Annotated in this window: 12 protein-coding genes; 8 read left to right on the top strand and 4 right to left on the bottom strand. The window is 43.8% G+C overall.

Going from position 1 to position 13970, the window contains the following annotated elements:
* Nucleotides 1–427: 427 nt before the first annotated feature.
* The 6 genes from CXF86_RS01970 (at nucleotide 428) to cyoE (ending at nucleotide 5787) form a co-directional block, all read left to right on the top strand.
* The gene (locus CXF86_RS01970; RefSeq protein ID WP_232775133.1) at nucleotides 428–817 is read left to right on the top strand and encodes a hypothetical protein; all 390 of its coding nucleotides are present in this window, start codon (nucleotides 428–430) and stop codon (nucleotides 815–817) included.
* Between the two features lie 190 nt (nucleotides 818–1007).
* On the top strand, nucleotides 1008–1910 hold the full coding sequence (gene cyoA, locus CXF86_RS01965) for a ubiquinol oxidase subunit II (protein WP_102038230.1): 903 nt from the start codon (nucleotides 1008–1010) through the stop codon (nucleotides 1908–1910).
* A gap of 2 nt (nucleotides 1911–1912) precedes the next feature.
* The gene (cyoB, locus tag CXF86_RS01960) at nucleotides 1913–3898 is read left to right on the top strand and encodes a cytochrome o ubiquinol oxidase subunit I (RefSeq protein WP_102038229.1); all 1986 of its coding nucleotides are present in this window, start codon (nucleotides 1913–1915) and stop codon (nucleotides 3896–3898) included.
* Nucleotides 3895–4506 carry a cytochrome o ubiquinol oxidase subunit III gene (cyoC, locus tag CXF86_RS01955; protein ID WP_101090658.1) on the top strand — a complete coding sequence of 204 codons (612 nt, stop codon included), beginning with the start codon at nucleotides 3895–3897 and terminating at the stop codon, nucleotides 4504–4506. Before cyoB ends, cyoC begins: the two co-directional genes overlap by 4 nt.
* Entirely contained in the window at nucleotides 4506–4841 is a 336-nt protein-coding gene (gene cyoD / locus CXF86_RS01950) for a cytochrome o ubiquinol oxidase subunit IV (protein WP_101090659.1), read from the top strand. Before cyoC ends, cyoD begins: the two co-directional genes overlap by 1 nt.
* Before the next feature lie 13 nt (nucleotides 4842–4854).
* Nucleotides 4855–5787 (top strand): heme o synthase, encoded by a 933-nt coding sequence (gene cyoE, locus CXF86_RS01945; protein ID WP_102038228.1) that lies wholly within the window; start codon nucleotides 4855–4857, stop codon nucleotides 5785–5787.
* A gap of 632 nt (nucleotides 5788–6419) precedes the next feature.
* Here the strand turns inward: cyoE and CXF86_RS01940 are convergent.
* The 4 genes from CXF86_RS01940 to CXF86_RS01925 all read right to left on the bottom strand — a co-directional run bounded on the left by CXF86_RS01940 (nucleotide 6420) and on the right by CXF86_RS01925 (nucleotide 11932).
* Nucleotides 6420–8687: a TonB-dependent receptor gene (locus CXF86_RS01940; RefSeq protein ID WP_102038227.1), complete on the bottom strand. Its 2268-nt coding sequence runs from the start codon at nucleotides 8685–8687 to the stop codon at nucleotides 6420–6422.
* Nucleotides 8688–8750: 63 nt separating this feature from the next.
* Entirely contained in the window at nucleotides 8751–9041 is a 291-nt protein-coding gene (locus tag CXF86_RS01935; RefSeq protein ID WP_101090662.1) for a hypothetical protein, read from the bottom strand.
* Nucleotides 9042–9494: 453 nt separating this feature from the next.
* Nucleotides 9495–10109: a response regulator transcription factor gene (locus tag CXF86_RS01930; RefSeq protein ID WP_102038226.1), complete on the bottom strand. Its 615-nt coding sequence runs from the start codon at nucleotides 10107–10109 to the stop codon at nucleotides 9495–9497.
* A gap of 2 nt (nucleotides 10110–10111) precedes the next feature.
* Entirely contained in the window at nucleotides 10112–11932 is a 1821-nt protein-coding gene (locus tag CXF86_RS01925) for a sensor histidine kinase (RefSeq protein WP_102038225.1), read from the bottom strand.
* Nucleotides 11933–12101: 169 nt separating this feature from the next.
* On the opposite strand from CXF86_RS01925, the gene dsrO reads away from it, so the two are divergent.
* Both dsrO and nrfD read left to right on the top strand, forming a co-directional pair.
* Nucleotides 12102–12869: a sulfate reduction electron transfer complex DsrMKJOP subunit DsrO gene (gene dsrO, locus CXF86_RS01920; protein ID WP_101090665.1), complete on the top strand. Its 768-nt coding sequence runs from the start codon at nucleotides 12102–12104 to the stop codon at nucleotides 12867–12869.
* Nucleotides 12866–13969 carry an NrfD/PsrC family molybdoenzyme membrane anchor subunit gene (gene nrfD / locus CXF86_RS01915; protein WP_102038224.1) on the top strand — a complete coding sequence of 368 codons (1104 nt, stop codon included), beginning with the start codon at nucleotides 12866–12868 and terminating at the stop codon, nucleotides 13967–13969. The genes dsrO and nrfD overlap by 4 nt, the downstream gene beginning before the upstream one ends.
* Nucleotide 13970 lies beyond the last annotated feature (1 nt).

Here is a 13970-nt window from a genome sequence, read left to right as displayed (position 1 = left end):
TTACTTTTACTCCCAGCGTGACGGCTTATGCTTAAGGTTGATTAATCTTAACGGTTGAAACTAGCGATATATTGAGCTCAAATAGGCCACTGTTACTGTTATTTTGCACCGTTTATCGAGGTTAATAGCTTGCCAATAAAATTGTCTATTGATCATTAAGTGAGGTGTTACTCATTTTCGACAGAACCTATTAGTGCCTTGAGTCACAATGGTAGCGTTTTTGAGATGGCAAAGGTTGCCTTTTTGTTAAGTTTGTAATGCATTATGACTTACCATGTTTTAATTAAGGTTTATTTAATATAAACGAGGTTTTTAGCGTTAAGTTACTTTCATTTAACTATGTCTTCTTGTTATTCTCCTGCGACAGATGAGCTCTGAATGCTTTGCATTCACAAAATTAACCGTATTAGTAGGCTGGACACTCTCTTTGAAATTAGCTTCTTACCAACGACTGATTGCAAAGTTACCCTCAGCGGTAAAGCTTTCTTATGCCGGTAAGACAAACCTATCCTTGTTTTTAGGGGGGGTATTTCTGCTATTTTTATCTGATGGTCTATCCGTTTCTACTGGCGGCTATGTTGATGTAAGTGAACTAATCGCCCTGAGTGATGGTTTCTTTGTTGAGTGTCTGGGAGTTAGCTTATTTAGTTTGTTGCTGGTTAATCCACAGGTCATCAAACAATTTTGGCGATTGATTAGCTTCATCTTTAAATTAACTAAGAAGTTAAATTCAAGTCATCTGTTATCCGATTTATCAGTTCCTTCGCTTCAGTCTCTAGCACAAGACGCTCACGGTTGCCGCGCTCCTCCTTTTTAGACTTCTATTTCTTTATAACACTTAGCTAATCACCCATTAGATCATAATCTCGAATGACTTAATTCGAGTGCGCTTATGCACAGCTGTATATTGCGTAATCATGGTTTGATCAGTGTATTAGCCACTGCTGTGCGGCGAGTGAATACCTGCCTACAGAGAGATAAAACCTTAAGGTGAGAGGAATCTTCCTTTGTTAATTCGAAATTTAAGTAAAGCTGCTCTGGCGATATTTGCAATATTGCTGAGCGGCTGTGAAGGCGGTGTGCTCGATCCCAAAGGGCAAATTGGCATTGATGAGAAACATCTCATTGTTGTCGCCACCTTGTTGATGTTGATTGTGGTGATCCCGGTGATTTTCATGACGCTGTATTTTGCCTGGAAGTACCGTGATGGCCGCGATCAAGAAATTTATGCGCCTAAATGGGCTCATTCAAAAAACATTGAAATCGTTGTTTGGTTAGTGCCGATCGTGATTGTGATTATTCTTGGTGTCATCACCTGGGGATCAACACATGATTTAGATCCTTATAAACCATTAGAACATGAGGCTAAACCTATCACTGTTGAGGTGGTCTCCCTCAACTGGAAGTGGTTGTTTATATATCCTGAGTTGGGGATAGCTTCGGTCAATGAGTTGGCATTTCCTGCCAATGTGCCAGTGAACTTTAAAATCACCTCAGACACTGCAATGAACTCCTTCTTTATTCCGCAACTCGGCAGCCAGATTTACTCAATGGCGGGGATGGCGACTCAACTGCATTTGATTGCTAATGAACCGGGAATCTTCAATGGTATTTCGGCTAACTATAGCGGCGCTGGATTTACTGGGATGAAGTTTAAGGCTATTGCGACAGCGACAGCTGAAGACTTTGATGCTTGGGTAGCAAAAGTGAAAAAACAAAGCAGAAAGCTTGATAGTCAAAGTTATAAAGCGCTCGCTATCGAGAGTGAAAATAATCCTGTTGAGTATTACGGAACAGTCAGTAAAGGCATGTTTAACCAGATCGTGATGCAATATATGCATAAGGATGCGGGTATGGATATGTCACACCATTCAGGACATTCATCCCCTAACAATGGGGAGACGGAGTAACCATGTCTTTTCTCGGAAAACTAACGTTAGAATCAGTTCCGTATCAAGAGCCCATTATTATGGTGACCTTAGCGGTTGTCGCCATAATAGGCATTATTCTTGTCGGGTTGATCACTAAATATAAAAAATGGGGCGTATTGTGGAATGACTGGATTACCTCAGTTGATCATAAACGCTTAGGTATTATGTATATTGTGCTTGCTTTTGTGATGCTCGTTCGTGGCTTCTCAGATGCAATAATGATGCGAACTCAACAAGCACTGGCAGTTAATGGCGCGACAGGATATCTGCCACCAGAGCACTACGACCAAATCTTCACGGCTCACGGCGTGATCATGATTATCTTTATGGCAATGCCATTTATGATCGGTCTGATGAATTTAGTCTTGCCATTACAAATTGGTGCTAGAGATGTCGCTTTTCCGTTTCTTAATAACTTAAGTTTTTGGCTTACCACTGGCGGTGCGATATTAATTAATATCTCGTTGGGATTAGGTGAATTCGCTAAAACGGGTTGGGTGGCTTACCCGCCATTGTCTGAGCTGTCATTTAGCCCCGGGGTCGGTGTCGATTACTATATCTGGGCATTACAGATCTCAGGCATAGGCACGACGTTAACCGGGGTTAACTTTATCGCGACGGTGCTTAAAATGCGTGCGCCGGGCATGAAGTTAATGCAGATGCCGATTTTTACTTGGACCTGTACTTGGGCCAATATTTTGATCGTGGCTTCTTTCCCAATCTTAACGGCAGTACTTGGCATGTTAACCCTTGATCGATATATGGGTTTCCACTTCTTTACTAATGATGGTGGCGGCAACGCCATGATGTACATCAACCTCTTTTGGGCTTGGGGTCATCCTGAAGTTTACATACTAGTATTACCTGCTTTTGGTATTTTTTCTGAGGTCATTTCCACATTTACCTCTAAACGATTGTTTGGCTACAAATCAATGGTTTGGGCTAGTGGTGCTATCTCTGTTTTAGGCTTTATCGTGTGGTTACATCACTTCTTTACGATGGGGTCGAGTGCAAACGTCAACGCCTTCTTCGGGGTGATGACCATGGTGATAGCGGTGCCAACCGGAGTTAAGTTATTTAACTGGTTGTTTACTATCTATCGAGGTCGATTAAAGTTTACCGTGCCTGTTCTGTGGACGTTAGGCTTTATGACGACGTTCACTATTGGTGGGATGACAGGCGTATTGTTAGCCCTTCCTGGCGCGGACTATGTTTTGCATAACAGCTTATTTTTAATCGCTCATTTCCATAACACCATTATAGGTGGAGCTGTGTTCGGTTATTTTGCAGGTTTTGCTTATTGGTTCCCGAAAGCGATGGGCTTCAAGCTTAATGAACGCTTAGGTAAAGCCGCATTTTGGTGCTGGCAGATCGGTTTCTATGTCACCTTTATGCCTTTATATGTCCTTGGGTTTTTAGGCATGACCCGTCGTATTAATCACACTGATAATCCTGATTGGAACATCTGGATTTATTTGGCTGCAGTGGGCGCCTTTATCATCTTTGTCGGCATCATATTACAGTTCGTACAACTGTATGTGAGCTTTAGAGATAGAGAACAAAATCTTGATACGACCGGCGATCCGTGGAATGGCCATACACTAGAGTGGTCAACATCTTCACCGCCGCAGTTCTATAACTTTGCTAAAGATCCTCAAGTGTCTGATATCGACAGTTTCACTGATATGAAAGAGAAAGGGGAGGCTTATCAACGTTATGATCATTATGAACCCATTCATATGCCGAAAAATACGGCCAGTGGTATTTTAATAGCCTTAGGCGTAACCGCTGCCGGTTTTGCCGCGATTTGGCATATTCTTTGGTTAGCTATCGCGGGTATGTTAGGTGCTTTTGTAGTGTTCTTGTTCCGAGCTTATAGCAACGACCATGATTACTACGTTCAACCTGATGAAATAGCTCGCATCGAAAATGCACACTTAGATAAAGTGGCAAGGGGGCGGATATGAGTACTGCTATCTCAAGAGATTTATACGTTGAACAAGCAGATGATCACCATGACACTAGCGGAAATACGCTATTAGGTTTTTGGCTTTACTTGATGACCGATTGCATCTTGTTTGCCTCTGTATTTGCCACTTACGCGGTACTGTTCATGAATACCGATGGTGGCGTATCGGGGAAAGATATTTTCGAATTAAACTTTGTTCTTATCGAAACTGCAGCACTGTTGGTCAGTAGTATCACCTTTGGTTTCGCCTTAATTTGCGCAAAACATCAGAAGCGTTCAGCCACGTTAACCTGGCTGATGATCACTTTTGTTTTAGGGTGTGTATTTATCAGTATGGAGGTCTACGAATTCCATCACTTGATAGAGGCGGGTCACGGGCCTCAGCGTAGCGCATTTTTGTCATCCTTTTTTGCTTTAGTCGGTATGCATGGCTTACATGTTACTGCGGGGCTTATTTGGATGGCAATTATGATGTTTGAAGTGGGTAAAACAGGTTTGACCAAACGTAGTGTCACTCGCTTGAGTTGCCTAAGTTTGTTTTGGCACTTCCTTGATATTGTGTGGGTTTGTGTCTTTACCGTGGTTTATTTATTGGGGGTATTGTGATGAATCTAGCGCATACAACACCAGGCAATACTTCAGAGAGCCTGATCGCCAGTGTTAAGTCATATTTGGTCGGTTTTTTATTGTCGGTTATCTTAACTGGGATCCCATTTTGGGCAGTGATGACGCATCACTTTGATAAGCCAATAACCTTAGGCATCGTGCTGGTGACCGCTATTGTGCAGATTGTGGTGCATTTAAAGTATTTTCTGCATCTTGATTTCTCTAAAGAGGGCAGACTCAATACATTTTCGTTCCTGTTTACTACCTTGATTATTGTCATGGTGGTGGGTTTGTCTGTATGGATTATCTATGCAGCCAACGATTTGATGATGTAGTAAGAGGCTGGTTATGAATATTCAAGGTCGGTTGATGTCTATGCAATGGAAGACGTATTTGAAAGGATATATTCAGGTAACGAAGCCTGGCATTATCATGGGGAATTTGATTTCCGTTGCGGGTGGTTTTTTACTTGCTGCTAAAGGTAACGTGGATTTGACCTTGATGTTGATGACCATGCTGGGCTTGTCTTTGGTGGTTGCATCGGGCTGTGGACTTAACAACTGTATTGATCGCGATATCGACGCAAAGATGCAACGCACCCGTAACCGAGTCACGGTGACGGGGGCGATATCGGTACCATCGGTACTGATATATAGCGTGCTCTTAGGTATATTAGGTTTTGGTACCTTAATAATATATACCAATAGCTTAGCGGTGATATTTGCCGTGATTGGTTACCTAGTCTATGTGGGTGTTTATAGTCTGTATATGAAGCGAAACTCTGTCTATGGCACCTTGGTGGGCAGTTTTTCAGGTGCGGTTCCGCCCGTGGTTGGCTATTGCGCTGTGACCGGGGAAATGGATGCTGGTGCGCTTATTTTGCTGCTAATGTTTAGCTTATGGCAGATGCCACACTCTTACGCCATCGCTATTTATCGTTTCAATGATTATGCCGCGGCTAATATTCCCGTGTTACCCGTGTCTGAGGGGATGGCTAAGGCTAAATTGCATATTGTGCTGTATATAGCTGTGTTTGCACTGGTCAGTGTGTTGCTGCCATTAGCAGGTTATACCGGTATCGCCTTTATGGCGGTAACTTGTGCGACCAGTTTTTGGTGGCTTGCCATGGCATTAAAAGGTTATCGCCGTGATATTAATCTTCATAGCTGGGCACGTCAGGTATTTGGTTTTTCTATCATAACTATTACCGCGTTAAGCGTGACTATGGCGCTAGATTTTCAGTCGGTAGCACAAACACCATTATTGATGTTGGCTAACTAGTTTTAGAGAGTTTTATGTTTAAGCACGCTAATGGTTTATTGGTCTATTAGCGTGCGACATCCTGTAATCACTATCATCTTATGCTCGACTATTTGATGGTGGTGATTGCACCTTTTACCCTACAGCGACTAGCCGAGATATGAAATAGTAGGGTGGTATCAACCTTTCGTTCCCATTGCACAGCTGCTTGAACGCTCATGTCTGAGTGTGCTCAATAGTGAAGCTATATTTTCGTTTTGTTACTCGCGCGATATAGACTCGAGTTCGATGCCTTTGGGTATTGGGTAAGCAGGTTGAAGCTAGCATCTCCGGCGGGTAAATCGATACCTGTTTTTATGGGGAAACACGTCAATAATTGCTGCAAAAGCCATGTTATATGACGTGGTGTGTCGGTAATGACGTGTTGCTTAGGGGGATTGTGCCGCTATGAACTTACCTAACGTTTGGATAGTCGCTAAACGCTGTCACTCTTTGAAGCCATTCACGGCGAGCTCAGCTTGGTTGATAATCCTTTATTATCACTGGATTATTTTTAAAACCAAAATGACGACAGGTCCCTTTATTAAAAAGGCGAAGTCACCGACTTCGCCTTAAGGTTTGCGCTCATATCAAGCGATGTGTTTTAGCATCGATTAAAAATCGTAGTTCATGCCAAGCATAAAACTCCGACCCATGAGTGGGGAATACTCTTTGAGTAATGAGGTGTGTGGCCTCGCATCCTGATCGAGTAAGTTGTTGCCCTTCACATAGAACATCATGTCGCCATTCTCAGTAGGTAAATGATAAGTTAGAGCGGTATCTACCAAAGCATAACCAGCAGTATCTGTTTCATTTTCAGCGGTGTCGGTTTGCTTTGCATAACCCATTACCCCGACTTCTGCATGCCAATCTTGTTGGTCAAAGTTAAGGGTTGAGCCAAATCGCATCGGCGATATCAGTGGTAGATTACCCCCATCGACCAATTTACCGCGAGTATAATCACTGAGTAAATCCAGTGACCAGGTGTCGTTAAAGGGGATGTTGGCTTGGGCTTCGACTGAATAGAGTTCGGCATCGCCTTGGGTGAATTGATACACTGGCAGATCTCCTTCTGATCCTATATCAGAGGCGACAAGACCCGTATCTTTTTCATAGTAGAAGTCATTGATCTTGTTATAGGCAACACTAAAAGACCCCGTCCATGCCCCCTCTAATTTACGCAAGGTTAAGTCGATATTGTTGGCTATTTCCTTGTCACTATCGCCACTGTCTGGAATGACATTACCATTTTCAATCTTGAATTGAGAGCCCACCTCGAAGCTTTGGGTCGCATCATGAGCGCCAAAACTGTAAAGCTCTTCTGCAGTGGCTGAGCGCTCGGCTCTTTCGATTGATAAGCCCAAGTTATAGGCTGTAGCAAAATCCCAGACTACGCCAGCGGACAGCGTGATATTGTTATCACTCAAACCATCGGGTTGATAGTTTTGTGAGCCATTCAAGGTTTCTATACTCATGCTGTCGGGATTTAAACGATAATGTTCGATGCGACTACCGAGCTCGATGCGAAAGTCCCCGAATTTACGTTCTTGTACGATAAATGCCGCAATGGTGTCGGTTTTACTGTCAGGTGTCAGTGCTTCCTCCCCCTGAACAGAAAAATCCCGATGAATAGCATGCAGACCCATAACGCCTTGCCATTCTCCCCAAGGCGTATTGTTAACGCTTAAACGAGCTTCACTCTGTTTGTTGTAAAAGAAAGTATCGGCATCACCATTCTCTTGCTCGGCATGTTGATAGTCGGTATAACCTGCATCAAAGCGGATTTTACTCACCCCTGCAAATGGATCAAACAAGCCACTGTGGAGCTGCCAGGCCGTCTTTTTTAGATCAATGGTGATGTCTGGATCGCCTTGTACACCTCTGCCGGGAATACCGTAGTTAGATTGAGTATTTGCCCCAGAAAGACTAACAAAACTGTTATCACCTGTGTAGCCAACACCCGCCGCATAGTCATCCAGTTTTAGCTGACTATTAGCAACACTACCGTGAGTTTCAGCTTGGCCCTCAATAGCATTGCCGGCAATATTGAAATCGTCCGTATTACGATGGGTGCCGTCTAAATGCCAATTGAATTTACCGTCGCCACCGTTTAGTTCACCATTGACGGTTCGACCATTATTACCAGTAACATAGTGGGTGCCGAAGTTACCAGATAACTCATCGACAGATTGCTCGTGAACTCGGTTATTGACGACATTGACAACCCCACCAATGGCGGCGTTGCCGTAGAGTAGAGAACCTGGCCCTCGTAGAATTTCGATTTGCTGCGCGGTTCCGGCTTCGGTAGTTACCGCATGATCAGCTGATACTGTTGAAGCATCTCCCACCGATAGACCATTTTCTAATACCATGACACGGGGACCACTCATACCTCGGATGATAGGGCGACTAGCACCGGCACCGAAATGAGAGGCCTGCACACCGGGCAATTTTTCAAGTGTATCGCCTAAGGTTGGCTCGATATTCAGCTTTAGCTGGTCTTCAGTCATCACGCTGATTGGCGTGGTGCTTTCCATTGCAGAGCGCAGAAAAGGCGATGCTGTAACGACAATGTTTTCCATCATAGCCTGCTCAAGTGACACATTTTGCGTCACAGTGCCTGTCGCGATATGTAAATCATGATCTGCATGTTTGAAGTTATCATTACTTACATGCAGGTGAACATGGCTGTTATCTGCGAGGGATAATTGATAGTGGCCTTGGGTGTCGCTGGTTGTTTTTTTACCCCCGTCGATGCTGACATGCGCATTCGGGATTGGAGTACCATTATTATCGGTAATTTGGCCTTGTAGCTGAGCTGCCATTACAGGTGAAAAACAGCCAGCAACAGCTAGCGCTACATATGATAGTGCAAGTTTCATTATGCTTGTCCTTATAGATAAGCAAAAAAATAAATTTGAAATGATGTGGAGTTTGCTTAAGGACTATAAAGGGGGAGCTCGAACCTGTAGGTTACGTTGCCAAGCAAGAGAAGGCTGTAGATATAATGGTGCGGCTATATTTTCAGTTTGTGGCGGACAAATGACGGGTATGGCGTTTGACGTTGGGCCAGCACTTTGATCATGGTAAACATTGCTGTACAAACAGTGAGTGTTATCAGCTTCTAGAGCATGTTCTGCTGCGTGTGCGAAGGTTATCGATTGCAGAACAATCAACCACAAGCCAAACGCTAGTAAGAGATAACCTTTAAACTTTGGGGGGAGCTGATTTGTCATTGTTGTTAACATTCCCCCTATGTTTGGACATCTGATAATTTACAAGTCGCTAATCTTAATTTAGTAATGTCTCAATTGTCTAGTGCTAAAATGAGATTGGTCATTTTTATTTAGCCATTGGGACCGCTGCCTAAGCCGAGAATATTTTGGTTCTATAGGTTAAAGGGCGATTGCTACACTAATAGGATGACCATTTACCGTCTAAAGGAGTTGAACGTCGACATTGACTGTCTGATGGATACTGATTTTATCAGTATCTACCACATAACCACTGCCGTTGTTAAATTGGTTATAGAGGTTATAAAAAGCAGATTATATGTCGCTATGCTCTGTATTAAGCCAGCGTTAGATTGCATCTAGGATATTGATTTTGTTTGTTCCACCGGTTTGCCACATCACACGGCTGTTAAAGAGTCGGGAGATGATCCTGCACTACGTTAAGTCCTGATGTGACTAAAATGCGCTCTCATGGCAGTGCCCATAAATATAAGCTAATTCAGCGACTGTCTTTGCTGAGAATTTTTTTAGCAAGGTCGCACGATGTACCTCCACAGTACGCATAGCAATGCAGAGCTCGTCGGCTATTCTTAAATTACGTTTCCCCGCAATGAGCAGGCGCAGTATGTCCTTTTCCCTTAGGGTTAATGAATCATAAGCGGCATTGACCGCGAGTGTATTCATCTTTTCTGCTGACTGGATTAACCCCTGCTCAAGGGCTAAAGCCAGATCACTTCCTCTGACAGGCTTCTGAAAAAAGTGCACCGCTCCAGCCTGTAAAGCATCCACCGCCATTGGGACATCACCATGGCCGGTAAGATAAATCACGGCTAACGGACTCTTGGCTTCATTTAGTAATTGATGCACCTGCTGCCCCCGCAATTTAGGCATACGGCAGTCCAAAATAACGCAACCAGGTTGTGTTAGATCTAATGCATCAAGAAACTGCGGACCATCTTCAAAGGTGGTGACATTAAATTCATATTCCTCAAGCATAAATGCCAGTGAGTCTCGCACTGATTTATCGTCATCCACAACATAAACGGCTAAGGTTTTAGCGAGGTTGAGCATGGTTATCTCCTGTTATTGATTGTAGATAAGACGGGCAATGAAATGGTGACAATACAACCCTTAGATTCGAGAGACTGGATCATAAATTCTCCCCCATGCATTTCCATCACATCGCGGCAAATTGCCAGTCCTAACCCCAATCCATCGGTCTTGGTACTGACAAATGCTTCTGTTGGATTGTCATGTTCAAGTCCGGTACCGTTGTCTACAATCTCGATGCTTATGGTGTCTTGCTGATAATGGGTTCGTACAATAATGTTAGCTTGATATCCCTCAGCGGGATGTCGCTCAAGATACGTCATACAGGCATCAATCGCGTTGTTAATAACGTTGATCATCACTTGCTGTAGACCAACAACATCAACTACAGTCTTAACCGCTGTTCCTGTTAATTCTCGCGCAATGACGACCTCTTGTTTCTGTAGCCGAAAATGCAATAGCTCTATAGTATCGTTAAGTAACTGCTCAATATCACACATCTTCTTTTTTACCGTTCGCTTGGTGATTAAGGTACGTAAGCGATTAACAATCGCATCAGCGCGCTCAACTTCACTCTGGATCTTGTCAAAAACAGGAATAATATCTTCATAAGGCCGCTGTTTAGCTAAGCGTAATAATCCGCCTTCGCTGTAATTTCTAATCGCGGTTAATGGCTGATTTATCTCATGTGCCAAGCTACTGCCCAGTTCTCCTACAATGGCAACACGCTGAGAATGCTCTAACATTTCCCCTTTCTCTTTTAAGCGGTGCAGTGTTTGCTCCAACGCTTGTTTACTTTTACTAAAGCGGTATTCAAGCCAGAAATGATAAACATTGATAAAAATAAAAAAGATAAATAGGGCCCAAGCCCACTCCTGATGAATTCGAAGCCAACGCAATGCCTGTTTCCACCAAGGCTGCTGCAGCGGTAAAAGATCCAGCGCTTGATACACTTTATCGATAGATAACAGGTTAACTGACGATGTCCAACCCGATGCCCCTGCGGCTATTGCTGCCGTATTTTCTGCTGACATGGAAAGTAAAATACGAGAGATTTTCTTTGCTAATTGAGCCGAACCTCGCTCTGTTTTTGCCAGTGACCAGTTTGGATAAAGAGGCGTTGAAACCTGACAAGTAAAATGGCCATTCTCTTTTGGATTTAATACTCGAAACTTTGCTTTATTGAGTAAGCCTTCTTTGACCATATTTTCTAACAGACAGACGGGTATCACCGCCGCTTCAACGTTTCGGTCTCTAAGTTGATAAAGATTCGCGTCAATTGGAAAGCCTAAATAGTGCACGTCAGCAAAAAAGTCATTGGGATTAATCCCTTGTTGCACCATCTCATAGCGGAGTGTCAAATAGCCGCCAAAGGCATTCTCGGACACTGCAGCCATAGGCAAGCCCACGATATCTTCAGGGCGCTGATAATCAGAGCTGGCTCTCACTACGAGTGCAGAACCAATACCAAAGTTAGTACTGCTTGGTGCTTTGTTCGTTAACGTCGCTATCCACGACAAAGCATACTGACGTCCTAATGTGACCGATTGCCCCGGATTGGTGAGTACAAAGTCCATAGTTTGCTGGCTGACTGCATTAGCCATGGTATCTAAATCCAATGGATGGAGTACAAAGTTAACCTCAGGTATTTGTAGATTAAGCCAGTCGATGGTCGGCTGCCAACGTTGCTTTGTGTATAAATGGCCACGCGTGGCAAGTACGCCAATATCAACGTTAGGTGTATTTGCTGCAGCTGTTGTTGTGGCTGATACCGGCAACGATAACAACGCTATCATCCATACTAAAATATGGAAACCATAACGAAACCATCGCTTTATCATCATCACTTTTCCTAAATTGAATACTTGTAATAACAGAGTAATAGCCTTTACAGGCTGTTTGATACTTGTTTTAGATCAATGTTTATTCAGACATGTGGAAATCCACAATACCGAGCTGAGCATATTTTACTGACAATGATAACAAGATCAAAATAATCGAGTCAGGTGAATTATGGATTCTAACAAACGTCGCTTTTTGAGTGCTATTACCGCCGGAGCCGCGTTGATCCCTATTGTTGGGGTTAACACGGCAACAGCGGGAACTATTATACGTAATAACGACGAACCGGATCGTAAAGGTCAGGTCGGAAAACGCTACGCTATGGTCGTTGACCTACGAAAATGTGTAGGGTGTCAGGCTTGTACCGTTGGGTGCAGCATCGAAAACCAAGCGCCAATCGGCCAGTTCAGAACCACGGTTAAGCAATATGAAGTGACACTTAATGACGGTTCTCAAGGGGTTAAAGAAGTAAAATCTTTTATGCTACCTAGGCTTTGTAACCATTGTGAAAACCCACCTTGTGTTGCCGTGTGCCCGGTGCAAGCGACCTTCCAGCGTGAAGACGGTATCGTAATGGTTGATAACAGTCGCTGTGTTGCCTGTGCCTACTGCGTCCAAGCGTGTCCTTACGATGCTCGTTTTATTAACGAAGAAACCCTCACCGCTGACAAATGTACATTTTGCGCTCACCGTCTTGAAAAAGGCTTGTTGCCTGCCTGCGTTGAAACGTGTGTGGGTGGAGCCCGGGTGATTGGCGATCTAAATGATCTATCTAGTGAGATTAATCGCTTACTAAAAGAAAATCACCAAGATATAAAAGTACTCAAGCCGGAAGAAAATACTAAACCGCACGTGTTTTATATTGGTATGGATGAACGCTTTACCAGCCATATTGAAGGCAAACCCGCAATTTATGATCCCAAAGGAGTAGAGGCATGAACATTACTGAAGTCTTAGTTCCGGCTCAACAAATGGCTTGGCTACCTTGGGCGACACAGTATTTCTTTTTTATTGGGTCAGCCTATGCGGCGGCAATGTTGTTTCTGCTCACTCTTATCTTTAAAAAGCATACCAGCCATCGCCTACGCGCAGCATTAGTCCTAACACTTGCCATTTGCGCAATTGTTGGGCCATTAGCCCTTACTGGAGATTTGCATCAGCCAGGCCGCGCTTGGCATTTTTATGCGTATATCACCCCGTGGTCTTGGATGTCTATGGGCTCGTTTTTCTTACCTGTTTTTTCTGGACTCTCTGTTGTCACTGCATGGCTGTATCTGCGCGACGACTTAATGAGTTTTAGAGACAGTGAGAGCAAGATATTTAGAACAGTGTCTAAATTGTCATTAGGGCAGTGGAAAACCAGCGCTAAAATGATGCTTAGTGTGGCGACAATTACTGTTATATCCAGTATGTCGATTGCCTTTTACACCGGGGCTGAAATTGCAGCGGTCCATGCTCGTCCGCTTTGGGACCAGCCTGCATCACCACTACTCTGGTTTACCACTGCTTTTCTCGGCGCGGTGGGTTTATCGCTTATTATATGGTTACTTTTTCCTCAAAAAGAAGCTAGTGACAAATTGTCTAAAACTGATGTTCGTCTCATCAAACAGACCAGCATACTGAGCAGTATTTTAGCACTCATCCTTATCCCTATATGGGCCTCAAATAATCCTTCATTCTCGCTCTTTGATGATAGTCGCTGGGCAAGTGATCTTACTCTGTTAGCGGTATCGATATTAAGTTGTGCCGTTTTAGTGCTATTAACCTTACGTCATAACAGCAGTAACTTCGTATTGTTCTGTAACGCTTTAATGTTACTTGCAGCCTGTTGGATAACCCGCTGGATAACCATGATGGAAGTGCAAACCATTCCTAAATTCGACGTAGGGCCTTATCCCTATTCATTACCCATGGGCAGCAGTGGCTTACTCGGTATTGTTGGCATGATTGGGCTGTGGATGGCGCTTGCCATGCTGGCATCAGAGTTAGTACAACCCAAGCGTCATAAAAGTGCTGATACCGCGCTGACCACCCACTAAT

It is taken from the genome of Shewanella sp. GutCb (genome assembly GCF_002836135.1).
Taxonomy (GTDB): domain Bacteria; phylum Pseudomonadota; class Gammaproteobacteria; order Enterobacterales; family Shewanellaceae; genus Shewanella.
This window is presented reverse-complemented; position numbering and strand designations above follow the sequence as displayed.

Excerpts from the sequence above, each read along its gene's own strand:
- cyoB (WP_102038229.1), top strand. The coding sequence starts at position 1,913 with ATGTCTTTTCTCGGAAAACTAACGTTAGAATCAGTTCCGTATCAAGAG.
- cyoC (WP_101090658.1), top strand. The coding sequence starts at position 3,895 with ATGAGTACTGCTATCTCAAGAGATTTATACGTTGAACAAGCAGATGAT.
- cyoD (WP_101090659.1), top strand. The coding sequence starts at position 4,506 with ATGAATCTAGCGCATACAACACCAGGCAATACTTCAGAGAGCCTGATC.
- cyoE (WP_102038228.1), top strand. The coding sequence starts at position 4,855 with ATGAATATTCAAGGTCGGTTGATGTCTATGCAATGGAAGACGTATTTG.
- CXF86_RS01940 (WP_102038227.1), bottom strand. The coding sequence starts at position 8,687 with ATGAAACTTGCACTATCATATGTAGCGCTAGCTGTTGCTGGCTGTTTT.
- CXF86_RS01935 (WP_101090662.1), bottom strand. The coding sequence starts at position 9,041 with ATGACAAATCAGCTCCCCCCAAAGTTTAAAGGTTATCTCTTACTAGCG.
- CXF86_RS01930 (WP_102038226.1), bottom strand. The coding sequence starts at position 10,109 with ATGCTCAACCTCGCTAAAACCTTAGCCGTTTATGTTGTGGATGACGAT.
- CXF86_RS01925 (WP_102038225.1), bottom strand. The coding sequence starts at position 11,932 with ATGATGATAAAGCGATGGTTTCGTTATGGTTTCCATATTTTAGTATGG.
- dsrO (WP_101090665.1), top strand. The coding sequence starts at position 12,102 with ATGGATTCTAACAAACGTCGCTTTTTGAGTGCTATTACCGCCGGAGCC.
- nrfD (WP_102038224.1), top strand. The coding sequence starts at position 12,866 with ATGAACATTACTGAAGTCTTAGTTCCGGCTCAACAAATGGCTTGGCTA.